General features: G+C 64.7%; 15 protein-coding genes and 3 pseudogenes. 11 read left to right on the forward strand and 7 right to left on the reverse strand.

The window, feature by feature from the left end:
- Positions 1-19 precede the first annotated feature (19 nt).
- Positions 20-1,372, reverse strand: a complete 1,353-nt coding sequence (locus QM841_RS28155; RefSeq protein WP_202715253.1) for an FAD-dependent oxidoreductase — start codon at positions 1,370-1,372, stop codon at positions 20-22.
- 168 nt (positions 1,373-1,540) lie between these two features.
- Between QM841_RS28155 and QM841_RS28160 the strand changes: the two genes are divergently transcribed.
- Entirely contained in the window at positions 1,541-1,663 is a 123-nt protein-coding gene (locus QM841_RS28160) for a hypothetical protein (protein WP_259376165.1), read from the forward strand.
- 26 nt (positions 1,664-1,689) lie between these two features.
- On the opposite strand, the gene QM841_RS28165 is transcribed toward QM841_RS28160, so the two are convergent.
- Positions 1,690-1,821, reverse strand: a complete 132-nt coding sequence (locus tag QM841_RS28165; RefSeq protein WP_259376164.1) for a hypothetical protein — start codon at positions 1,819-1,821, stop codon at positions 1,690-1,692.
- A gap of 126 nt (positions 1,822-1,947) precedes the next feature.
- Positions 1,948-4,737 (reverse strand): helix-turn-helix transcriptional regulator, encoded by a 2,790-nt coding sequence (locus tag QM841_RS28170; RefSeq protein WP_283334585.1) that lies wholly within the window; start codon positions 4,735-4,737, stop codon positions 1,948-1,950.
- 182 nt (positions 4,738-4,919) lie between these two features.
- Between QM841_RS28170 and QM841_RS28175 the strand changes: the two genes are divergently transcribed.
- The 3 genes from QM841_RS28175 to QM841_RS28185 are packed head-to-tail and all read left to right on the forward strand — an operon-like array spanning position 4,920 to position 7,785.
- Positions 4,920-5,834, forward strand: a complete 915-nt coding sequence (locus QM841_RS28175; protein ID WP_283334586.1) for an MBL fold metallo-hydrolase — start codon at positions 4,920-4,922, stop codon at positions 5,832-5,834.
- 22 nt (positions 5,835-5,856) lie between these two features.
- The gene (locus tag QM841_RS28180; protein WP_283334587.1) at positions 5,857-7,362 is read left to right on the forward strand and encodes a carboxylesterase/lipase family protein; all 1,506 of its coding nucleotides are present in this window, start codon (positions 5,857-5,859) and stop codon (positions 7,360-7,362) included.
- A 39-nt stretch (positions 7,363-7,401) separates the two neighbouring features.
- Positions 7,402-7,785, forward strand: a complete 384-nt coding sequence (locus tag QM841_RS28185; protein WP_283334588.1) for a RidA family protein — start codon at positions 7,402-7,404, stop codon at positions 7,783-7,785.
- A gap of 639 nt (positions 7,786-8,424) precedes the next feature.
- On the opposite strand, the gene QM841_RS28190 is transcribed toward QM841_RS28185, so the two are convergent.
- A complete protein-coding gene (locus QM841_RS28190) occupies positions 8,425-9,462 on the reverse strand; it encodes an Lrp/AsnC family transcriptional regulator (RefSeq protein WP_283334589.1) in 1,038 nt (345 codons plus the stop codon).
- Positions 9,463-9,585: 123 nt separating this feature from the next.
- Between QM841_RS28190 and QM841_RS28195 the strand changes: the two genes are divergently transcribed.
- Both QM841_RS28195 and QM841_RS28200 read left to right on the forward strand, forming a co-directional pair.
- On the forward strand, positions 9,586-10,992 hold the full coding sequence (locus tag QM841_RS28195; RefSeq protein WP_283334590.1) for an MFS transporter: 1,407 nt from the start codon (positions 9,586-9,588) through the stop codon (positions 10,990-10,992).
- A 38-nt stretch (positions 10,993-11,030) separates the two neighbouring features.
- Entirely contained in the window at positions 11,031-12,548 is a 1,518-nt protein-coding gene (locus QM841_RS28200; protein WP_283334613.1) for a M81 family metallopeptidase, read from the forward strand.
- Here the strand turns inward: QM841_RS28200 and QM841_RS28205 are convergent.
- Positions 12,510-12,759: pseudogene (locus tag QM841_RS28205) on the reverse strand (transposase); the annotation flags it as partial. The gene QM841_RS28200 and the pseudogene QM841_RS28205 sit on opposite strands and share 39 nt — an antisense overlap.
- Positions 12,760-12,985: 226 nt before the next feature.
- Here QM841_RS28205 and QM841_RS28210 point away from each other — a divergent pair.
- From QM841_RS28210 to QM841_RS28225, 4 genes and pseudogenes are all read left to right on the forward strand, one after another.
- Positions 12,986-13,231: pseudogene (locus tag QM841_RS28210) on the forward strand (transposase); the annotation flags it as partial.
- 279 nt (positions 13,232-13,510) lie between these two features.
- Positions 13,511-14,890, forward strand: coding sequence for a Mu transposase domain-containing protein (locus QM841_RS28215; RefSeq protein WP_283334591.1), 1,380 nt, complete (start codon positions 13,511-13,513; stop codon positions 14,888-14,890).
- Positions 14,887-15,726, forward strand: a complete 840-nt coding sequence (gene istB / locus QM841_RS28220) for an IS21-like element helper ATPase IstB (RefSeq protein WP_283334592.1) — start codon at positions 14,887-14,889, stop codon at positions 15,724-15,726. Before QM841_RS28215 ends, istB begins: the two co-directional genes overlap by 4 nt.
- Positions 15,727-15,790: 64 nt before the next feature.
- Positions 15,791-16,036, forward strand: a pseudogene (locus tag QM841_RS28225) (transposase); the annotation flags it as partial.
- Positions 16,037-16,257: 221 nt separating this feature from the next.
- Here QM841_RS28225 and QM841_RS28230 read toward each other — a convergent pair.
- Together QM841_RS28230 and QM841_RS28235 are read right to left on the reverse strand one after the other, a co-directional pair.
- Positions 16,258-19,536: a protein kinase domain-containing protein gene (locus tag QM841_RS28230; RefSeq protein ID WP_283334593.1), complete on the reverse strand. Its 3,279-nt coding sequence runs from the start codon at positions 19,534-19,536 to the stop codon at positions 16,258-16,260.
- Between the two features lie 608 nt (positions 19,537-20,144).
- Positions 20,145-21,647, reverse strand: coding sequence for a long-chain-fatty-acid--CoA ligase (locus QM841_RS28235; protein WP_133988327.1), 1,503 nt, complete (start codon positions 21,645-21,647; stop codon positions 20,145-20,147).
- A 570-nt stretch (positions 21,648-22,217) separates the two neighbouring features.
- Here QM841_RS28235 and QM841_RS28240 point away from each other — a divergent pair.
- Positions 22,218-22,892 (forward strand): TetR/AcrR family transcriptional regulator, encoded by a 675-nt coding sequence (locus QM841_RS28240; protein WP_133988328.1) that lies wholly within the window; start codon positions 22,218-22,220, stop codon positions 22,890-22,892.
- The last annotated feature ends 60 nt before the right edge of the window (positions 22,893-22,952 follow it).

The following is a 22,952-nucleotide window of genomic DNA, read 5'->3' on the forward strand; positions in this document are numbered from 1 at the left end:
GCGTTGCACCACCCAGCGCTTACAGGTCGCTGCCGTTGGCGGCCATCCGCTCGCGGACAGCCTCGCCGCGGATCTCCCGGAGGGGCACATCACGCTGAAGCGACTGGTGCACCGCGACGGCCGCCGCGTGCCCGTACTCGAAGCATTGGGCGGTCACCCGGGCAGAAGCCAGCGCTTCGTGCTCGGCTCCCAGGCACCGGCCGGCAACGATGATGTTATCCCCCACCTCGGGGATCAGCGCGGCAAACGGAACCTCGTAGAAGTCGTCGAGGATCCAGTGCAGTTTCGGTTTGTCACCGTCGTGCAGTTCGATCGGCCAGGGCACCCGCGCGATACCGTCGGGGCGCTTGCGGTGCTCGAGCACATCGGTATTGGTGAGCCGTTCCGCGGCCGCGATGGTGCGGGTCTGCCGGATGCCGACCTCGGTGCCGGTATCGACGACATAGCTGTTCTCGCACCCGGGTATGCGCAGCTTCAGGTACTCGGCGTAGTTGCGGACCTGACGACGTCCCCCGATCTCGGCCTCGGTGAAATCGACCGGGTCGACGACGTTGAGCATGCGCCCGTCGAACCCGACCAGACGAGTGGCGTTGACCATCAACTCCCCCGGCCGCGGCGTCTGGAAGATCCAGATCTTCTGCCGAGGGAGGTCGAGCCCCTCCTCGCGCGCGGCGACGATGTCGGCGGACACCTCCGGCGGGCAGATCGTGTCGTGGCCGTAGAAGTCGAGAAACCGGTCGACGTCGACACCGGCGATCCGGAAGAACATCGTCGGATTCTGGATACGCCCGCTGTCCCCGTAGGTGTATCGGTGGCCCGCACGGGCGACGACCGCACCGTCACCGGAGGCGTCGATTGTGCGCCGCGCCCGAATCGATGAGCGACCCGCGGTGGACTCCACCACCACACCCTCGTGTGATGCCCCATCCATGATCACACCGACCACGTTGGTGTGGAACAGAATTCGCACGCCAGCGTCGAGCAGCATCGATTCCGCCGCCTCGCGCCAGACCAGCGGATCGTGCGCAGCGGTCCAGGTCTTGCCGTACATCTGCGGCGCTGTCAGACCACCTCGTTTGGACAACTCGACGGAGAATCGCTCGGAAAAGCCCTGCACGACCTGCAGGGGCGAACCGGGTGTCTCTGACGCTGCGTACATTCCGCAGATGGTGCCGGACATCCCAGCGACGGCAGCGCCACCACAGAATCCGTACTTCTCGACCAGGACCACGCTCGCGCCGGCCTCGGCCGCCACCGTCGCGGCCGCAACACCAGCGGCGCCGCCGCCCACGACGAGAACGTCGACGGTGTCGAGAACCGGCAGGTCACAGTTAGTGCCGACAATTGATGTTTCTTTCCAGTTCGTGATCATCTCTGATGCTGCCCTCGAATGTGCGATGTGTGTGATCCGAGAAGGATCGGCGGTGGAATGGGTGAGCCGACGATCGGTTCCCCACGCGAGTCAAGCACAGATACTTCCGATGAACAACCGGTTGCGCTCCTTTGGTTGTTCGGAAATGCGGCCACTGCGGACATCTGGATGCACCACACCGGGGACATCCTGCTGCAGAGCGGCCGGCGGCGGATCGGCACCGTCGCCGGAGTGCCGTTCGGATTCGGCCTCGCCGGTCGGTCTGTCAGGTCCGCCGTCGCCGAAATCTGACGATTCGTCCAGAACCAGCACGGCTTTCAGGACCGGGGCGGCACACGACGCGGCAGGCATTCCAAGTGACCACCGCGGCTGCGCTCGCGGTACTCGGCGGCCATCTCCGACGGGCACACCACCGTGGTGACCTTCTTCATCACCGGCTCGCTCAGCATGGTGCTCTCACTCCTGCACACGCTTTCCCCGGAGCTGCTCGCCCTGCGCGTCCAGGAGACCGTTTGGTCCGGCGCGATGGCGCGCGGTATGCCTCAGGTGACTGCTTCCCGGGCCGGAGGTTGCCCTCATTCCTGCTGGCGGGCCGTGGCGAGGGTGCCCTCGATGAGGTCGCGCAGCTGGGAGCGGGCGGTGATGCCCAGTTTCGGGAAGCTGCGGTAGAGGTGCGAGCTGACCGTGCGCGGGGAGAGGAAGAGCTTCTCGCCGATCTCGCGGTTGGTCAGCCCGCGGGCGGCGAGCCTGATGATCTGCTGCTGTTGCGGGGAGAGTTCGGCAAGCGCGTCGGGGGCGGTGTCCGTGACGTCGAGGCCGGCCGCGCGCGATTCGGCCCGAGCGCGCTCGATCCACGGGCGTGCGCCCAGGCGCCGGAACGTCTCCAGGGCCTCGGTGAGTGGTCCGCGCGCCTCGGCGATGCGGCGACGGCGCCGCAGCCATTCGGCGAGGTCGAGCAGGGTTTGCGCGCGTTCGAAGGGCCAGTATTCGAGCACCGGATCGGCCAGGGCCGCCCGGAAGTGCGGCTCGGCGACCTCGGGCTTCGCCAGCAGACCCCGGGCTCGGCTGATCAGCGCACGCAGACGAGGGGAAGCGTTGTCCGCCAGTGCGTTTGCCGAACGCTCGACGATCCGGGCGGCCTCGTCGCTGCGCCCGCAGCGCACTGCGGCGGCGGCCAGATCCGCCAGGGCCGGGTAGCAGGCGTGGTAGTGCACGGGGGTGCCGTCTGCCGTGAAGACCATGCGGAGTTGGTCATACGCGGTCTCGTACGCGCCTTCCGCGGCGGCCGCGGCACCGAGCGCACGACGGGCATACACGGCGACCGAGCGGCTTTCCAGCGGATCGATCAGGGCTAGTGCCTCCTCGGCTCTGGTACGGGCTGAGGGCGCATCGCCCTGGAAGGCCAGCACGGCGGCGTCCACGGTGGCCGCGCAGGCCACGGCGTGGTCGAGGCCGGCCGCTCGGCCGACCGCGGTGGTGCGGGTGCACGCCTCGCGGGCTTGTTCCCACCTGCCGCGCTCGACATAGGCCCAGGCGACCGCTCCGCCGAGACCCTCTGGCAGAGCTCCCTGCAACTCCCAGCGGTGGAAGGCTTCGTCGAAGGCGCGGACGGCCTGTGGGGTCTCGTCCAAGAGCCAGGCCATGATCCCGACGGTGATGAGCTGCTCCGGCCGTGTTTCCGCCTCGGCGGCCAGCTGGGGCAGCAGGGCGACGAGTCCCGCCCGCGCGTCGAAGGGGTCCGAGACGGCCCTCACCCAGGTGCGCACACCGGTGTTTGAGGCATCGTCGGGCAGGCCCCGCAGGAGGTCCTCGATGCGGTGGCGCTGGGTGTCCTCTCCGGCGTAGAAGCGGACCACGGCCGCGCCGGCCAGGAGGTCCAGCGCTGCGGCGGGCTGGGAGTGCGCCAACTGCTCGGCGGCCTCGATCAGGCGGGAGAACACCGTGGCGTGGCGCACCGTCAGGACCGCCAGCCGTCCGGCGTGCACGGCGGCGGAGGCGAGCAGCGACGGGTCATCGGTGCGCGCGCGTGCCGCGGCGGCCAGTTCCTCGACCCAAGCGATGTCTCCGGTGAACACGGCCGCTGAAGCGGCTTCGACCAGCAGCCGGGCGCTGTCCTCGCGCCGTGGTGCGAGTTCGGCGGCGCGCTGCAGGGCCTTGCCCGCCGCCGCGTGCCCGCCGCGCCGACGGGCCCGGGCGGCGGTCCGCTCCAGCTCCGCCGACACGTCCGCGTCCGGCCCCGGGCAGGCGGCGGCCAGATGCCAGGCACGCCGATCCGGTTCGCCCCGCAGCATCTCGGCGAGCGCGAGATGCGCCTGTCGCTGGGCACCCGAGGATGCGGCGTGATAGACGGCGGAACGGACCAGTGGGTGGCGGAACCGGACGTCCCTGCCGGTGCGGCGGACCAACCCGGCCTGATCAGAGGGCAGCCAGGCCGCGTCCTGGGCGGCCGGCAGTCCCACCGCGGCGGCGATCGTGGAGTCGGCGCTGTCCATGGCGGCCAGAAGCAGCAGCGCCTCGGCCGTGGAAGTGGGGAGCCCGCTCAGGCGGGCGGTGAAGATTCGCTCCAGGTGATCGGTGAGCGGGAGCGGACCTGCGGACGGCGGCGGCGCAGCCGTGACGTGTGCCGATGCTGCCCTCGTCAGTTCCACCAGCGCCAGCGGGTTACCGCCGGCCTGCTCGAGGATCCGTGTCCTGGTGTGGCTGGTGGGGCTCGTCGGCTGCAGGTCGAGCAGCCGACCCGCCGCGGCGTTGTCGAGCGGCTCCAGGGTGAGCGTCGGCACATGACGGTCGAATCCCGGGACATGATCGCCGCTACGGGCTCCGATCAGTATCGTGACCGGTTCACCGGCCAGCCGTCGGGCGGCGAAGGACAGCACGTCCAGGGAAGCGCGGTCACACCACTGCGCGTCGTCGAGGACCACGAGCACAGGTCCCCGGTCGCCCAGATCTGACAACAGATTCAGGACGGCGACCCCGACCAGCATGAGATCGGGTCCCGACGGGGCCGGGCCCGCGCCGAAGGCGTGCACCAGCGCAGCGCGCTGCCTTTGCGGTAGTCCGTCCATCTCGGCCCGCAGCGACCGCAGCAACTGATGCAGGGCGGAGAACGCCAGGCTCGACTCCGACTCGCTGCCCTCCGCGCGCAGTACCCGAGCACCGCTCGCTTCGGCCCGGCGGACCGCACGGTCGAGTAGTGCACTCTTGCCCGTGCCCATCTCACCGGCCAGTATCAGCACGGGGTCGGCCGACGTCGAGTCCACCGCACGAAACAGGCGTGCCAGTTCCGCGTCCCGGCCGAGGATCAACTCCTCCGGATCCGGATCCGGTCTCGTCACCGCACCGAGGTCGCCTGTGTGCTCGTCCACCGAGTCTCCCGGAAATTGAATTGCGGCCTTTGGATCGAAGTCGCCTCGCGCTGGCCCGTCCAGGCTACAAGCGCCCCGCGCCCGGGCCCTGCGCGCAGATGCAGTCACGTTACCGATACCGCCCGCGCCGGGGCCGCTCGTACCGTTTCTAGGGAATCCTCCGCATTCTCCAAGGACACTTCATGGACCAGATCACCCTCGGCAATGTCACCATCACCCGGGTATGGGAGTACTTCGGCTCCGTCGACATGACGCCCGACACCTTCTTCCCGGATAGCCCGAAAGAGGTGTGGGACGACAACGCCACCTGGCTGACGCCGAACTTCCTCGATTCCGAGACCAACATCGTCAATTCCGCGATTCAGACCTGGCTGCTGCGCAGCGGGGGCAAGACCATCCTGGTCGACACCGGCGTGGGCAATCACAAGGACCGCCCCTACGCACCGGTGTGGAACCGCCTCGAAACAGGCTTCCTCGCCAATCTCGCCCGGGCCGGCGTCAAGCCTGAGGACGTGGACATCGTGATCAACACCCATCTCCACATCGATCACGTCGGCTGGAACACGTACCTGCACGACCGGCAGTGGGTGCCCACGTTCCCCAACGCCACCTATCTGATGCCGAAGGACGACTTCGACTTCTGGAATCCCGCAAACGGCCACAAGCCACTGCTCGGCCGCGGCAACCAGAACGTCTTCGAGGACAGCGTGGCCCCGGTGCACCAGGCCGGCCAAACGCTACTGTGGGAGAACAGCCACCAGATCGACGCCGACCTGCGCCTGGACCCGGCTCCCGGACACACCCCGGGCTCCTCCGTGCTGACCCTCACCTCCGGGACAGACCGCGCGGTGTTCGTCGGTGACATGCTCCACAGCCCCGTGCAGATCGTCGAGCCCCACGCCAACAGCTGCTTCTGCGAGGACCCCGCGGGCTCGCGCGCCACCCGCCGCAAGGTGCTGGGCTGGGCGGCCGACAACAACGCACTCGTGATCCCCGCGCACTTCGGCGGCCGCGGCGCCGCCGAAGTGGTCCGCGAGGCAGACAAATTCGCCATCAAAGGCTGGGCCCCCTTCGCCCCGTACACCGAGCAGGCCTGAGACCTTGAGGAAAGTCACCACCGTGAACCTCCACCACCCCGACCCCATCGTGACTACGGCACAGGGAACCGTTCGCGGCCTGCGCCAGGGCGACACCGCCGCTTTCCTCAACGTCCCCTACGCCGCCCCGCCCCGCGGCGCCGGCCGATTCGCGCCGCCCGAGCCGCACGAGCCGTGGGATGGCATACGGGACGCCACCGCGCCCGGACCCAACGCGCCGCAGTCCGAACGCAAGCTCGGCAGCGTGAACATGACTCCCTACTTCGGCACCGGCTGGAGCCGCGGCGACGACTACCTGACCGTCAACGTCTTCACACCCGCCGACGGCGGCGGTAGCGGTGGTGACGACCTGCCCGTCATGGTGTTCGTCCACGGCGGCGGATTCGTCGCCGGATCGACGCGGTCCGCGATGTACGACGGCTCCGCCTTCGCCCGCGACGGCGTCGTCCTCGTCACCCTCAACTACCGACTCGGCATCGCCGGGTTCCTCGACATCCCCGGCGCGCCCGCCAACCGCGGCCTGCTCGACGTCGTCGCCGCACTGCGCTGGGTGCGGGAGAACATCGCCGTCTTCGACGGTGACCCGCGCAACGTCACCCTGTTCGGCCAGTCGGCCGGGGCGACCATCGTCAGCGGCGTCCTCGCCACCCCCGACGCCACGGGCCTCTTCCGTCGGGCCATCGTCCAAAGCGGTAGCGGCCTAGGGGCATTCACCACCGATCAGGCCGCCCGCGTCACCCAGGCGGCAGCCGAGGCCCTGGACATCGAGCCTCACCTCGACGCCTTCGCGGACATCTCCGACGCCCGCCTGGTCGAGGCCGCCTCCCGGCTCGCGGGCATCGACCTGCACACCGAGACCCACCACGACCCACTGATCGGACTCAGCCCCTTCAGTCTCGTCCTCGACACGCAGCCCGCCGAATCCGTCGCCGCCGGACACAGCAGCGACATCGACCTGCTCATCGGGACCAACACCGAAGAAGGAAACCTCTACCTGGTCCCCGTAGGCAAGTACTCCACGTCGACCGCCGAGGACGTCGACGACACGGCGGTGCGCTCGCACCCGAAACCGGCGCAACTAGTCGAGACCTATCGCACGACACGCCCCGAGGCGTCCCTCGGCGAGCTGCGCTCCGCCATCATGGGCGACGCGCTGTTCGGCGCGGGCAGCTGGGCCCTGGCCAGCGCACACGCCGCCCACCCCGAGTCCGCCACCTACGCCTACGAGTTCGCCTGGCGCTCCCACGCCCTGGACGGACAGCTCGGCGCCACCCACGCAGTCGAGCTGCCCTTCGTCTTCGACCGCACGGATCGACCCGAGCTGAAAGGCCCCGACGCCCTACTCGGCCCCGACAAGCCCCCCACCGATCTCGCCACCCGCATGCACGCCGCCTGGGTCCGGTTCGCCCAGACCGGCAACCCCGGCTGGGACCCGTACGACACCGAGCGCCGGGCCACTATGCGCATCAATGCCCACTGGACCCAGGTCGACGACCCCAGAAGCCGCGAGCGCCAAGCCTGGAGCTGACCCGCATATGGATCCGTCCGCAACCTTACAAGGAACACCGTGACCAGAACCGTCATCACCACCGAGAACGCACCCACCCTGCCGGCCCCGCTGTCCCAAGGCATCCGCAAGGGCCCCCTCCTGCAAGTCTCCGGGCAGCTCCCCTTCGACCCGGACACCGGTGAGGTCGCCGGCACCACGGTCGCCGAACAGACCACACAGGCCCTGCGCAACGTCACCGCCGTCCTAGAGGCGGGCGGCGCGGGCCTCGAGGACGTCGTGATGCTGCGCGTATACCTCACCGACCCCGCCCATCTGGCCGAGATGAACGAGGCGTACACCGCCGCCGTCGGCGAGCCCTTCCCCACCCGCACCACCGTCTACATGCAGCTTCCGCCCGGCCTGCTCGTCGAGGTCGACGCCCTGGCAGTGCTCGGCGACTGATCGCGATGGCCGGTCCTCTGACGAGGACGCGCACCAGCCCGAGGACTCCACCGCCGCAACTGCCGGACACCCTGTGCGCACTCGCCGGACGACCGGCACCACCCTCTGTGTCTCACCCCGAACGCCTCATCCACGGATTGTTCAAACAATAGGGCGTTGCCGCTGGGCGCGCGTCGACATCAACGGTGCCACCGCAGTCCGGTCTGAGCACGCCTACTACCAAGGCCAGCGACGGCAACCCGCTCCCGGCCCTGCGAGGAAGGCCTGGTCTGGATCAAAACCACGCCTCCCCCTGTCGCTCTCGCCACCCTCGTGGTCCCGACAATTATCTACTCCGAGCGCTACCGCCCCTGCCAACCGAACTCAGTGACCTGGTCCGCGATCGGCGCGATCGCCTCCCTCTCCGAAGTCGGCATCGTTCCCGGGCTGCCGAGAACCCGATCCGGCAAAATCCTGCGCCGAAACCCTTCGGCAGATCGTGGACGGGCAACATCCGATATCCCCTCGACGATCGAGAACCCCACAGTCGCGGGGATCGTCAAAGTCCTCCGCCCTTTGTGACCGGTCGGTCCGCACGGTGTTCAGCTCGGACGATTCAGAACGCGACAGGGTGCGGGTGCGGGTGCCGCCAGCAGCTGCCTATATCAGATGGTCTTCAGTACGGAACCACGGATCCACCGGAATGACTCGAACGCACCGACCTTGCTCGTCGACTATCCGCCCGTAGACCTTCACCTGACGCAGAACCAACCGACGGTCGACCACTTCCACAGAAGGGTGCTCCCGAGCCAGCCGAAGCAGCAGCTCGTCGAGATGTTCCAGAGAACGCAGATTCGCGACGACGCAAAGGTTTGCAGGGCTGGCGACAGCTGCACAATGGCGTGTTTCGGACCAGGTTCCGATGGAACGACCGACCACCTGCAGGTCTGCGTCGGGAACCCGAATCCAGAACAGAGCCATGGAATGCCAACCTACGAGCGAACGTGCCACGTCGCATCGAAAGACGATATCGCCATGGCGACGCAGTCGGTCCAGCCTTCGTTTCACTGCTTGGGGTGTGCTGCCGAGATCTTCGGCGAGATCGGTGTAGGCACGCCTGCCGTCGTGTCCCAACGCCAGGAACAAGGCGTGATCCTCGCTGCCCAATGATCTGCTCTCTCGCGGAGTGGTTTCCGCACGAGCTATCGGCGATGGGGGTTTTCCCAGTTCGTCGCGGACCTGGTCCCGCTGCATGCGATTCAAGACACCGAGACGCCAGAAAATTCCTCCGAACGTGCTTCCGTAAACGTGAGTGCGTAGACGAACAACTGCGTCAGGAACCGGCAGCGCTTCCAACAAGGCAACAGAGATCCCAGTAAGTGTGGGGGCGAGCATCAGCGCCAGCACCTGATACTCACCGGTTGTGACGCAAACCGTGCTGATGTTTGGGACCTCGGACAGCTCCCGCGCAACGGAAAGCTCGGATCCCGGCCGACACAAGAATTCTACTACCGCACCGCGGGACCCCCAGTTATTTAACGACACCGAGATCCACGCCGCCCCCGATTCAGCGAGCCGCTGCCATCGACGTGCCAGAGTGATCGGCGCCAGTTCGAGGACATCACCCAGCGCCGCCCAACTGGCGCGTGGGTTGACCTGCAGAGCATCTACCAACGTAAGGTCGAGTTCGTCTAGCATGTGGCCCCTTCCCTTCGGCGGGATCCGACAATGTCGTTTTCAATCAAAATTTGCCGAAAGTTTGCATATTTCTATCATTCTGTGGGTGGGATGCCGGTGCTCACGCACTCTTGTCAACATTCCATGGCAACGGCCGCCGTGCAGAACATCTGGCAAGAGTTGGAGAACACCACTATGGTCGACGTTGGCGCTACTATCGATCGCGACAAGCTTTATCGGAAAATCGGCCTGCGGATTCTGCCGCTGCTTGTGCTCTGTTACACCTTCGCCTACCTAGACCGGGTAAACATCGGGTACGCAAAGCTTCAGATGACCGAGGATGTAGGGATCAGCGAGTCAGCGTACGGTCTGGCAGCCGGGATCTTCTTCCTCGCGTACGCTCTTTTCGAAGTCCCCAGCAACTTGCTGCTGGAGAAAATCGGCACTCGCAAGACCCTTTTCCGGATCATGGTTCTATGGGGAATCACCTCTGCGACAATGATGTTTGTTACCAACGCGGTGACGTTCTATGTACTGCGATTTCTTCTCGGGGTCTTTGAGGCCGGTTTCGCGCCTGGCATCATCTTCTACCTGACCTTATGGTTTCCGCGGGCTCGGATGGCTGGAGCGATGGCTCTGCTAATGATCCCTGGACCGCTGGGATCAATGATCGGCGGGCCGATCTCGTCCTGGACAATCACCAGGTTCGACGGAACGCTCGGTCTCGCAGGGTGGCAATGGATGTTTCTCGCCGAGGGTCTGCCATGTGTCCTGCTCGGGTTCGTCGTGTGGAAAACGTTGGTAGACCGGCCGAACCTGGCGAGTTGGCTCACCGACGCCGAGAAGGCAGTAATCCAGCAGGAGGTGTCGGATACGGAGGACGCTGCGTCCACCCATAACTTTCTACGAGTCTTGCGGGATCCCCGCATTTACGCGCTGGCCATCGGGTACTTTTGCCTGATCGGCGGCCTGTACACCGTCGCATTCTGGTTGCCGACGATTCTCAAAGAAAACGGAGTCGCAAGCACGACGCAAATCGGGCACTTGTCCGCAGCCCCCTATCTCGTCGCGCTGATCGTCATGTTTCCACTCGCCCGCCACTCGGACAAGCGGGGCGAACGACGCCTGCACAGCTCCGTGCCAGCCCTTGCCGCTGCGGCCGCGCTTCTTATCTCAGCGCTGACGGCGAACAATTTCCTCGTCTCGTTCGTTGCGATCATCGTGGCCACAGCGTGCCTACAGGGTGCTTATGTCGTATTCTGGGCCATCCCAGCCGGCTACCTCAGCGGAACAGCCGCCGCGGGCGGTATTGCCTTCATCAACAGCATCGGCTTACTCGGCGGATTCTTCAGCCCGACACTGATCGGCTACATCAAGGATTCGACTGGAAGCGCGTCCCCCGGGTTAGTGGTCATGGCAGGGGTGGTGCTCGTCGGCGGGTTGCTGATCTTCGCGAACCGCCTTCCCCGCAAATCGCCGTTCGCGGCAGATGACCCGAGCCCCCGACCCTTGGCCCGCGACTCTGCTCCCCTTGCCAACAGAAACCCTTAGAACCGAACCATGAGGAGGAATTTACTGTGCGCATACTAGTGGCAGGCTTCCAACACGAAACGAACACATTCGCAGTGGGACCGCCCGCGAGTTACGACAGCTTCGTCAACGGCGAGGGGTTTCCCGCTCTGCGACGGGGAGACTCTGTGCACGAACTCGAGGAGGTCAACATCCCGATGGGAGGGTTCCTCAAGGAGCTCAAGAGCAAAGGTATTACGATCGTGCCGGTCATCTGGGCAGGGGCGAGCCCGTCTGCTCCAGTGACACGCGATACATATGAAAAGATCTGCGGTGAGATAACATCCGCGGCTGCCGTCGCCGCCCCCGACGCCATCTACCTCGACCTCCACGGAGCGATGGTCGCGGAGCACCATGACGATGGTGAAGGCGAACTTCTAACTCGATTGCGGGCGATCGTCGGGGAGAGAGTGCCCATCGTCGCAAGCCTGGACCTGCACGCCAATGTCACGACTCGAATGGTCGAGAACGCCGACGCTCTCGTTGCCTACCGCACGTATCCCCACACCGACATGGCCGAAACGGGGGCGCGAGCCGCGGGTTTGCTGCTCCGGCTCACTGCTGGGGAAACCCTCCATTGCGTGATTCGACGCATCCCATTTCTGATCCCGATCAACGCGGGATGCACACTCACAGACCCGGCAGGACTCGTCTACGAAAAACTCGGAGCCCTTGGGGGCGATACCTCGTGCATGTCCTTTGCCGCCGGATTCCCGAGCAGCGACTTTCCTGAGTGCGGGCCCACAGTGTGGGGATATGGAAGTGACCGGGCGGACCTTGAGCGCGCCGTCGAGCTCCTCTACAACGAAGTTGTCGGACGCGAGTCCGAATGGATGGTATCGCTACAGGGTCCGTCGGCCGCCGTGGGCGATGCCATCAGGATTGCGGGCGCATCCACCCGCCCCGTAATCATTGCGGACACCCAGGATAATCCGGGAGCTGGTGGTAACGCCAATACGATGGGCATTATCCGGGCTCTTCTCGACGCCGATGCGGAGCGCGCAATAGTCGGTGCGATTTGTGACCCCGACGTCGCTTCAGCCGCGCACGCAGCGGGACCGGGGCAACCGATCACGGTCGCTCTCGGCGGCCAATCGAGTATCCCTGGCGATGAACCCCTCAAAGAGACGTTCGTAGTGGAGCGAGTCTCAGATGGTCGGTGCCGCTTCGGCGGCCCGATGATGCGTGGCAATGAGATCGACCAGGGCCCATCCGCCTGCCTTCGAATTGGCGGCGTCAGAATCGTCGTCACAACCTGGAAGTCACAGTTATTCGACCGCAACCAATTCCGGATGGTCGGCTTAGAACCCGAAGATAGCGAAATCGTGGTCGTCAAGAGTTCGGTGCATTTCCGAGCGGACTTCCAACCGATCGCTCATTCCATTCTCGTTGCGAAGGCCCCCGGCCCTGTCGCTGCCGATCCATCGGACCTTCCATGGCAGAGGTTGGCGTCCGGGATCAGAATCGGACCACTCGGCGTGCCTTTTGGTGGGCAGAATCTAGCGAACGTCACAACAGTCGGGCTTGTCGTGGGATGAGGGTATTTCAGTAAGGAGCGAAACCGGAGTTGCCCACTCCAGGGTCTTGCGGGGTCGAGTATTCAACTGGGAGGCAACCTCGACCAGACCGCTCTGACGTATGGATGCTGAGGTCGCTGGCTATGCTGAGGTCGCTGGCTTTGGGAAAGTACTGACGCAGAGGCCCGTTGAGGTTCTCATTGCTGCCGCGCTGCCACGGCGAGTGGACGTCATCGTGCGACCGAACCGTCATCGTGTCCCGGTCCGGCGGTTGATTCCGACACGGCGGCACGCCTCAGAGTTACTCACCCCTAGCCGGATCAGCCGAGCGAACTGGTAGGCGTCCCGGTGGAGTAGTGGGGTTTGGGACTGAGCGGCGCGGCTCCGACGTAGAGAGGGCCATCGGCGGGATCTTCGGTGTGTACCGCCAAGCACGCATCGAAGAAAGAGGTCCACCGATGGCCCTGTCCCAGTCTGCCCTGTCCGAGCTACTCGACGCATTCCGTGCCGGAGAAGGCGTGGATCTGATCCGTGAATCGGTCCGGATGGTCATGCAAGAACTGATCGAAACCGAAGCCACCGAACAGATCGGCGCGGGCCGCTATGAACGCACCGAGGCCCGCACCACCGAACGCAACGGGGTCAGGCCCCGGTTGGTGGCCACCCAGGCCGGCGACGTCCCATTGCGGATCCCGAAACTTCGCCCAGCCCGATCCCGCCACCGCCGCCCCCACGGGGGACGAGGTTCGTGATCAGTTGGTCGGCCGGTTCCCCAAGATCGGTCCGCTGATGGACCAGGCGAAGGCAGAGGTTTTGGCGTTCAGCACATTTCCGCGGGCGCATTGTGACGGCGCTCGCTGAAAATCCCCAGTAGCGCTCACTGAAATTCCCCACCCGTGTGGCTCCGCCGACGAGGGCGGGTCTCCCTCGATGCTGGTGGTCTCTGACCACGCACCAGCGACCTGAGGGAGACCCGCAATCTCATGCTGACATGGGAGGACGATGTGGAAGTACATGCCCTACGCAAACGAGGTTGGTCGATCTCGGCGATCGCCCGGCATACCGGCCGGGACCGGAAGACTATCCGGGCCTACCTGAACGGCGAACGCACCCCTGGAGTGCGCCAACCCCGCGAACAGGACCCGTTCGCACCGTTCGTCGACTACGTGACCTGCCGGCTGGCCGAGGACCCGCACCTGTGGGCCCGCACTCTGTGCGACGAGCTCGAGGAGCTCGGCTACCGGTTGTCGTATCCGACGCTGACCCGCCAGATCCGCGACCGCAAACTGCGCCCGGTGTGCGCGGCCTGCGCGAACGCCACCGAACGGGCGAACGCGGTGATCGACCACGCGCCCGGCGAGGAGGCCCAGTGGGACTGGGTCGACCTGCCGAACCCACCCGGCTCGTGGGGCTGGGGTGCGACGGCGCACCTGCTGGTCGGCTCCCTGGCGCATTCGGGACGCTGGCGCGGGATCCTGGCCCCGGCGATGACCCAACCGCATCTGGTCGACGGCCTCGACCGCGTCAGCCGCCGACTCGGCGGTGTGACCAGGGTGTGGCGGTTCGACCGGATGGCCACCGTCTGCCACCCCGAATCGGGCCGGGTGACCGCGAGCTTCGCCGGCGTCTTGAAACACTACGGCGTCTCGGTGGCGATCTGTCCGCCCAAAGCCGGGAACCGCAAAGGGGTGGTCGAGAAGGCCAATCACACTGCTGCCCAACGGTGGTGGCGTACCCTGCCGGACAATCTCACGGTCGAACAAGCCCAACAGAAGTTGGACGAGTTCTGCCGGGTGCGTGGCGACACCCGCCTGCGTCCGACCTCCGACGGCAAGGCCTCGGTGGCCACGGTTGCCGCCGCCGAACCGCTGACCGCGCTACCGGCGGCGCCGTATCCGGCGATCCTCACCGAACCACGGACCGCCTCGCGGCAGGCCATGGTGTCCTACCGCGGCAACCGGTACTCGGTGCCCCCGGAGCTGGCGTCGGCGCAGGTCACCGTCACCCGGGTGCTCGGGTCTGAGGTGATCGACATCGTCACCGCGGCGCAGATCACCATCGCCCGACACCGCCTGGCCCCGGACGGCGCCGGGATCATGGTCCGCGACCACGGGCACGTCTACGCCCTCGAGCAGGCGGCCATGGCGGCCACCGGGGCCGGTGGCCGCCCGCACCGCCGCAAGGAACGGATCCCACCCGGACCCGAGTCGATCACCGCGGCGGAAGCATTGCGCCGCAACATCACCGGAACCACCACGCCGACATCGAGTGAAGCCCAACCCTCGCCGTCGCCGACGGCATCGACGGTCATCGACCTGGCCGCCTACGAGCGGGCCGCCCGCGGAAGGAACACCCTCGCATGACCACCACACCACCGACTGATGCGATTCCGGCGCCGAACACCGCCGCGGCGGCCAGCCTCTACCAACGCCTCCGCGGTCACCTGGCGGTGCTCAAACTGCACGACGCCGCCGAAGCGCTCCCAGCGGTCCTCGACCGCGCCCAACAGAACAACCTGTCGATGACCGCCACGCTGGAGGAATTGTTATCGATCGAGGTCGACGCCACCGAGGCCCGCCGGCTGGCCGGACGGTTGCGGTTCGCGTGCCTGCCGACCCCGGCGTCGCTCGAGGACTTCGACCACGACGCCGCCCCGAACCTCGACCGGAAGCTGATCGCCGAGCTCGGCACCTGCCGCTACCTCGAAACCGCCACCAATATCCTGCTTATCGGCCCGCCGGGGGTCGGAAAGACGCACCTGTCGGTGGGGCTCGCGCGGGCCGCGGTGCACGCCGGCTACCGCACCTACTTCACCACCGCCGCCGACCTCGCCGCCCGCTGTCATCGGGCGGCGATCGAGGGTCGGTGGGCGACGACGATGCGGTTCTACGCCGGACCGACTCTGCTGGTCGTTGACGAACTGGGCTATCTTCCGTTGCCGGGCGAGGCGGCATCGGCGTTGTTTCAGGTTGTGGCGCAACGATATCTGAAAACTTCGATAATCGTGAACACGAACCGAAGCGTGGGTGAGTGGGGTGAGGTGCTCGGCGACACCACCGTCGCCGCGGCCATGCTCGACCGCCTGCTGCACCGGTCGGTCGTGCTCAACCTCGACGGTGATTCCTACCGCCTCCGCGACCACCACGCCCTCGCCGACAATCTCCGCAAAGCCACCACCGCGACCCGGCAACCGCTATAGTAAACCCCGCTCAAGGGTGGGGAATTTCGCCGAGCACAACTGAGGAATTTCGCTGAGCCTCGTCAATTGGTCGAAAATCTGGTCGACCAATCCGTTGGAGCGGGTAAACAAGGAGAGCAAGCGCAGAGCCCGCGTCGTGGGCATATTCCCGAACGAGGCGGCCGTGATCCGACTCGTCGGTGCGGTCCCGGCCGACATGCACGGCGAGTGGCACTCCAGCGAGCGCCGCTACCTCTCCGAGGGGTCGATGGCGTTGCTGGGCCCCAGCGGCGATACTGAAGCCATCGCCGCGATCACCCGTGGCGAGTAGGCACCGAGGATTCAACCTCAAAGCCCACCACCCCACGGGGCGCTATCGCGAACTGTTCCCGCTTCTCCGTCAGAGCAATGCCGGGGTGTCCTCCGTCGCGCTGTGTCGAGTCCTGCCTCGCAACCTCCGAGTAGTGTCGCTGTTGCTTCTGGAACGCTAATCGACCAACGTCAACGAATTTCCGGGCGCCTGTAGAGACTGAGCGTCCGTACCACATTGTGTCAGGGCATGATTCGCCGTGATTCCACCACCCATGCGGCGATCTGGGCACGCGAGGTGAAGCCCAACTTGGCAAGAAGGTGTTCGATGTGTCCCTGCGCGGTACGCACAGATATCGTCAAGCGGGACGCTATCTCTCTATTGGTCAACCCCTCGGCGACCAACTCGGCGACCTCACGCTCGCGCTTGGTCGGACCGGCCTGTCCAGTGGTCGGTGTGTTTGACGCCGGACTTTGCTCACCGAGTGCGTAGGCGACCGCGGACTCCACTCCCAGCTTGTTCCCTTTTCTCTGAGCCGCGGCAAATGTCTTTTCGCTCAGCGCCCTCCGTGTATCCCGTTCGCTTCTCTCGCGGTACGGGACCAACCCAGATACGAAGATCGGGGAACTCCCCATGGCATTGCTGAGGTTTTCTGCAGCCGAGGTCAACACCACGGCTCGTTCGAAAGCACCTTCCTCGGCAGCGATCCACGCGAGTGCTTGTAGGCACATGCTGATGACGAGCCGCTCATTGACTTTCCGAGCAGCGCGGAGCGCCTGTTGGAGTAGCTCGTTCGCCCGTTCGGTATTGGCGTGTCGCCACACCACCACGGCCAGGGCCCACAGCAAATACGACCGATGCACTGCTTCACCATGCTCTTCGGTGACCGCGAGTGCACTCTCGTAACATTCGATGGCGCGCTCAGTGTGATTGAGCAACTCGTACGCGAACCCGAGACCCTGCAACAAGAGGATGTGGAGAGCAAGCGCGCTCGGCACGGCGGCGTAGGTTGGTCGTGCGGCTTCGAAATGAACTTGTGCAGAGTCGACGTCGCCGCCGTAAAAGGCACGGTAACCTTCGGCAAGGTCGATGTGCGCCCGCAGCAGAGGATCGGCCGATCGATCGGTAAGTGTCCGTCCTTCTTGGATCAGGGTGATCGATGCCTGCAGGTCGCCCTGCACTCCGGCCATCACGCTGGCCCAGAGTATTGCCTTGGCGCGGTCAACGCCTACGGTGCGGGGCGACTGCGCCAGGAGCCCATCGATCCAGCGCCGTCCTTCGGTCAATAAACCGCGCGATAACCAGAGAGGGAACAGCGCTGCGGCCATGCCAAGCCCGGACTCGGGGTCTTCGGAGAGGCAAAACTCTTGTGCCTGTCGGAAGTTCGGCAGTTCGGCGACCAATCGGGTCAGCCACTCGAGTTGCCGCGGACCGACCCAGTCAGCCTCGGCGTCCGAGGACAGCTGCACGTACCAGTTTCTGTATCGGGTGCGCAGCTCGGAGTAGTCGGTGTCGGCGCGGATCTTCTCCCGGCCGTAGTCGCGCACGGTCTCGAGCATCCGGAACCGAGCGACCGGAGCCGACTGTTCTCGAATGAGAATCGACTTGTCGACGAGAGAGGTGACGGTGTCCAGGAAATCGTCAACGGTCGGGTCCTGCCCGAAGATCTGCTCGGCCGCATTGAGTTCGAAGCTACCGGCGAACATGGACAGGCGAGCCCACATCAGTTGTTCCAGGGGTGTGCACAGGTCATGGCTCCAGTCGATGCACATCCGCAGGGTCTGTTGCCGTGACGGGGCGTCTCTGCGTCCGCGGGTCAGGAACCGGTAGCGGTCGGTGAGTCGCTCGAGAATCTCCTCTGGGGAGATCGCCCGAAGTCGTGCGGCGGCCAGCTCGATCGCCAACGGCAGGCCGTCGAGGTGCTGGCATATCCGGGCGATGGTCACCTTGTTGTCGTCGGTGACCTCGAAGCCGGGCAGGACCGCGGCGCCCCGCTCGGCGAACAGTGCCATTGCGTCGTTGCCGGGCAGCCGTCTCGGCAGATGGTCGGCGTCGGGTACCGCAAGCGGGGCTATCGGTAGCGCTACCTCGCCGCTGATGCCGATCGGCTCGCGGCTGGTCAGGAGCATCCGCAGGCCCGGGCTGGTGCGGAGCAGCGCTTCGGAGAGTTTCGCGACCGCGTCGAGCACCTGCTCGCAGTTGTCCAGAACGAGCAGCACTTCGCGCGGGGCGATGAATTCCGCGAGGACCTCGGGAAGTGGCCTCGCGGTTCTGTCGCTTAAACCCAGCGCATCCGCCACCACGTTGACGAGAAGCGAGTCATCGCGCAGCTCGCCCAGATCGATCAGGAACACACCATCAGCGAAACGCGTCTGGGTTCGACCGGCGACTCGCAGCGCCAGTCGGGTCTTGCCCACTCCTCCCATCCCGGTCAAGGTCACCATGCGGGCCGTCGAGAGTAAGTTTGTGACCTTCGCCGTCTCCTCGCGACGGTCGATAAAGCTGGTCAACTCCAGCGGCAGCGCCCCGGTGCGGACTGAATGAGCAGCTGGTGACTCACTATCGTGCGGTGGGTGCGCCGGTGGTGGGTGACTGGAGTCGCCCGCGTGAGTTTTCTCGTAGCCGGCGCGCGCGGCCATGTCGTCGATAGGATAGCGATGCTGGCGTTGCAGGTGCGTCAGTTGTCTGCCCAGTTCCCCGACGGATGGCCGACTGGCAGGATCGTTTGCCATCGTCGCCTCGATCACAGTGCTGACATCGTTCGCGATGCCGTGCTCTCGCGGGTTCGGCGTCGGCTCGGTCGTGATCCGGACGAACTGGGCGACCAGTTGCTCACCACTCCGGCGTTCGAAGGCAGCGTGGCCGGTGGCGGCGGCGAACAAGGTCGCGCCCAGACCGTACACATCGGCGGCCGGACTCGGTGCGCCACCGGCAATGACCTCGGGTGCCGTGAAGGCCGGCGATCCGGTCACAACTCCAGCGGTGGTTTCGAACCCGCCCGAGATGTGCGCGATCCCGAAGTCTGTCAACGCGGGATCCCCGTAATCGGTGAGCAAAATGTTAGCCGGCTTGACGTCACGATGGAGGATACCGAGGTCGTGGGCGGCTTGTAGGGCACCGGCGATCTTGACGCCGACGCGCAGCACCTCCTCCAGTCTCAACGGACCCCGCCTGCGGATGCGGGCATCGAGAGAGTCATGGGCATAGAAGGGCATGACAATGTACGGCCGGTCGTGCTCGGTGACTCCGACCTGCAGGACGTTGACGACATTGGGATGGCCGGTCAGCCGGCCCGCGGCACGCTGCTCACGCAGAAATCGCGCACGGCTGTCCTCGTCGAGATCCCCGGTCAGCACCTTCACCGCCACAGTGCGATCGAGCGCAGTCTGCCGACAGCGGTAGACGACCCCGAAACCCCCGCGCCCGATCTCCGCGGCGTCGGCGAACCCGGCCGCCGCCAAGTCTGCGACGACCGACCCGGCCACATCCGGACGGGTAGCGAAGGGATCAAACTCATTCATGAAGGGCCTCGGATTGCCGAACCGTGTCGATTGTGTGCCCGCTCGAAGTTACTCGTCCCAACGTCGAGCCGCGCAGAGTTAACCGACGCCGCACCTCGATGTCGTGAGGACTACTCGTCGAGTCGGTGTTTGGTCTCCGGGTCGAAGCGCAGCGCGATGGGATCGCCCAACGGGAACCGCCCTGACCTCGACTCCGTCTTTTCTCGCTCTTCTCGTCCGCCGGTGCGCACGAGTGTGCCCCGGCGTCGGGGGGGTGACGCCGGGGCACTGGGGTGTTCTAGGAACAAAATCTGGGGGGATGCTCACCAGAACGTATCCGAGTCTACGGATCGCCACCGACAGGAAATCGGGCGGCCGGGATTTTTCAGTCAGTCAAACTTGAGTGGAGTAAACCACCGGTCGGCCTGTGGTTGCGCACCGGAGCAGGGCGGGATCCGCACCGTCTCCCCGCTTGAGGCTGGTGGTAGGACGTTATTTCAACGTGCAGTTTGCGCAGACCAAGCGCGTCTCAGGCATGGACCGGCCACAGATGAGCAGTGAGACCTTCCCCCAAGTGAAGGGCGAGCGTCCTAACGGGCAAACTCACCGCCCGTTCGGATCTGTGAAGGTCAGCCCACGGCGGGCGGCTCAACTTGCCTGCGAAGAATTTTGCCGGTCGGTCCTTTCGGGAGGCTGGGGACAAACCAAATCTGCCGGGGGTACTTGTACTCGGCGAGCCTGGCGCGAACAAACTCGATTATCTCAGACGGCTCGACGTGCGCTCCGCGTTTGAGCGATACGGCAGCTCCGATTTGCTCCCCGAGATGGGTGTGTTTGATACCTACAACAGCTGCCTCGGCAACAGCTGGATGCTCGTACAGAACCTCTTCCACTTCGCGTGGGTACACGTTGTAACCACCCCGAATGATGATGTCCTTTTTCCGGTCAACGATGCTGTAGTAGCCATCGCTATCTCGTGTGGCGATGTCTCCTGTGCGGAACCAGCCGTCGCTTATGGCCTCCGCGGTGGCCGCCGGACGAGCCCAGTATCCCTTCATCACGTTCTCGCCGCGAATTTGGATTTCTCCGGCCTCATCACATCCGACAATTTCGTTGTCGCCGTCGTCGACTAGTCGCAGCGTGCATCCGCGCACGGGAATCCCGATCGTGCCGGCTTTGCGTGGGTGTCCGGGCTGGTTGAAACAAGCGATGGGTGCGGTTTCAGAAAGTCCGTACCCCTCGTAAATCTCGCATTCGAATGTTTGTTCGAATGCCTTGAGAACCTCGACAGGCATCGGCGCCCCCCCTACGATGCAGCAGCGAAGATGGGATAGCTCGACGGAGTCGGCGTCGGGAGAGTTGAGCATCGCGGAGTACATGGTGGGGACCCCTTCGAGAACTGTAACCTCATCTCGAACCAGAACACGCAGGGCTGATTCCGCGTCAAACTTGGGGATCAGAGTCAGGAGCGCTCCTGACTTCACCGCGGCATTCAGCCCACAGGTTAGGCCGAACACGTGGAACAGTGGCAGGCACCCCAAGATGACATCACTGGACCCGGTCTGAATCAGAGTCTCAGCAGTCGTCGAAGCATTGGTCGACATATTCTCGTGGGTGAGTTCCGCTCCCTTAGGACTCCCCGTCGTCCCAGAGGTATAGAGAAGAACTGCGGTGTCGTCACGGCTACGCTCCACAGGTTCATCGATCGGGTTCCCAGTCAGATCAGCGTCGCTCGGACCACGGTCGTCGACCAACAGCGCGGGAATCTTCTTCGCTAGTGCGGCTTTCGCAACCAGATCCCCGCGAGACCGCGAGCCATAGATGAGAGCCATCCCAGAATCGTCCAAGTAATATGTGATCTCACGCTCCTTGAGCATGGGGTTGATCGGAACTGCGACGGCGCCTGCCATCAGAATCCCGTAGAAGATGACCGGAAACGCAGGGACGTTCGGCAGTACGATGCCGACCCGATCGCCGGATCGAATACCTCGCGAATGCAGGTCGCCCGCCACTGCCGCAGCGGCACGATGGAACTCTGCATAATCCAAGGTGGTTTCATCAAGCCGGATCGCGGGTCGATCGCCCAGTAGCCGAGCAGTCTCGACAAGATTGTTCGCAAGATTTGATGACATCGAAACGACTTCTCCTGGATTGGCGTGGCGTCAGGAGGGCTACGGATGCGCCAGCGCTTCGGGAAGTGAAAGAGCGTCGCGCAAGTGAGCGTACCGACCTGAATTACGAGTTACTACGCGAGCGGGTCTCGCCAGCGTGCCGATGAACGTTGCCCGTCGTGGTTCACATACGTACAATAGACGATGTGTCGAGTATAATCAACGTACAGTCGAGGCACTTCGCCAGTTGCTTGCCTACGCAATGAGGACGAGGGCTGACTTGACGCTGCGCCGTTGATGGTCGACGCTCGCGCGAGCCGAGGACTTTGCACGGAAAGCACATGGATTGTCGAGTCGTGAAATGGACGCCGAGTCACCAATTCCGCCCCAGTCTTTGACTATCAACATGACCATTAAATCGGTATCTGTATTCCAACTTGGTCAAGACCGAACTGGGAATTTGCCCCCGATAGTTCTACCGAACTGCCGTGCAATCCGAGAGACCATCTCGGGCGATGCAGCATGGCAAATCGTGGACGGACACCGCACCCCCGGCTACATATGCAGGTTGAACTAGCCTACTCTGTAGGCATGGCGACTTCGTTCTCAAACGGTCTCAACGGATCCGAACCCCGGACTGGTAGGCGCAATCTCAAGGGCGACAGGCGCGAGCAAGCAATCCTCGAGGGCGCATATGAGATTCTGCGCACCGAGCCGTTACGGAACGTTTCGATTGATGACCTTGCCAAGCGAGCGGGTTTGTCGCGTTCATCCTTCTATTTTTATTTCGAATCTAAATGGCAGGTTCTTTCGGCGCTTCTATCGAGTGTGACGGCCGATGTGTTCACTGCATCAGCAATGATCTTCGAGCGACCTCCCGGGATTTCTCCGGAGGCTGCCATCGAGCATGCAGTATCGGAGGTCATGGTCGTGTGGGAGCGGCATGGACACGTCCTGCGCGAGGTCGGTGATGCAGCGGCGGCCGAACCCACTTTGGGGGCCCAGTGGGACAAAATACTGGGTCGTTTTGTCGATGCGGCGGCCGCTGCGATCGAGCGCGACAGAGTTGCGGGTGTGGCTCTTGATGGACCACCGGCTCGTTCACTGGCGGCAGCGCTCATTTGGATGGGCGAACGGAACCTGGGACTTATGAGCATGCGAAGCGAGAATGCAATTCGCACCGAAGACATGGTGGAGACGGTCACCACAGTGTGGCTTAGAACGGTATTCGGTTTGGAATGGAGAGGCCGCTCGAAGAGCGATTAGTTCGGGTCGTTCAGAGCAATCGCAGCGAACTGGTTAAAAAAAAACCGGTTCGCTGCGATC

It is taken from the genome of Rhodococcus sp. IEGM 1307 (genome assembly GCF_030056915.1).
GTDB classification, from domain to species: domain Bacteria; phylum Actinomycetota; class Actinomycetes; order Mycobacteriales; family Mycobacteriaceae; genus Rhodococcus_F; species Rhodococcus_F opacus_D.

Excerpts from the sequence above, each read along its gene's own strand:
- QM841_RS28155 (WP_202715253.1), bottom strand. The coding sequence starts at position 1,372 with ATGATCACGAACTGGAAAGAAACATCAATTGTCGGCACTAACTGTGAC.
- QM841_RS28160 (WP_259376165.1), top strand. The coding sequence starts at position 1,541 with ATGCACCACACCGGGGACATCCTGCTGCAGAGCGGCCGGCGGCGGATC.
- QM841_RS28165 (WP_259376164.1), bottom strand. The coding sequence starts at position 1,821 with ATGCTGAGCGAGCCGGTGATGAAGAAGGTCACCACGGTGGTGTGCCCG.
- QM841_RS28175 (WP_283334586.1), top strand. The coding sequence starts at position 4,920 with ATGGACCAGATCACCCTCGGCAATGTCACCATCACCCGGGTATGGGAG.
- QM841_RS28190 (WP_283334589.1), bottom strand. The coding sequence starts at position 9,462 with ATGCTAGACGAACTCGACCTTACGTTGGTAGATGCTCTGCAGGTCAAC.
- QM841_RS28195 (WP_283334590.1), top strand. The coding sequence starts at position 9,586 with ATGGCAACGGCCGCCGTGCAGAACATCTGGCAAGAGTTGGAGAACACC.
- QM841_RS28215 (WP_283334591.1), top strand. The coding sequence starts at position 13,511 with ATGCTGACATGGGAGGACGATGTGGAAGTACATGCCCTACGCAAACGA.
- istB (WP_283334592.1), top strand. The coding sequence starts at position 14,887 with ATGACCACCACACCACCGACTGATGCGATTCCGGCGCCGAACACCGCC.
- QM841_RS28230 (WP_283334593.1), bottom strand. The coding sequence starts at position 19,536 with ATGAATGAGTTTGATCCCTTCGCTACCCGTCCGGATGTGGCCGGGTCG.
- QM841_RS28235 (WP_133988327.1), bottom strand. The coding sequence starts at position 21,647 with ATGTCATCAAATCTTGCGAACAATCTTGTCGAGACTGCTCGGCTACTG.
- QM841_RS28240 (WP_133988328.1), top strand. The coding sequence starts at position 22,218 with ATGGCGACTTCGTTCTCAAACGGTCTCAACGGATCCGAACCCCGGACT.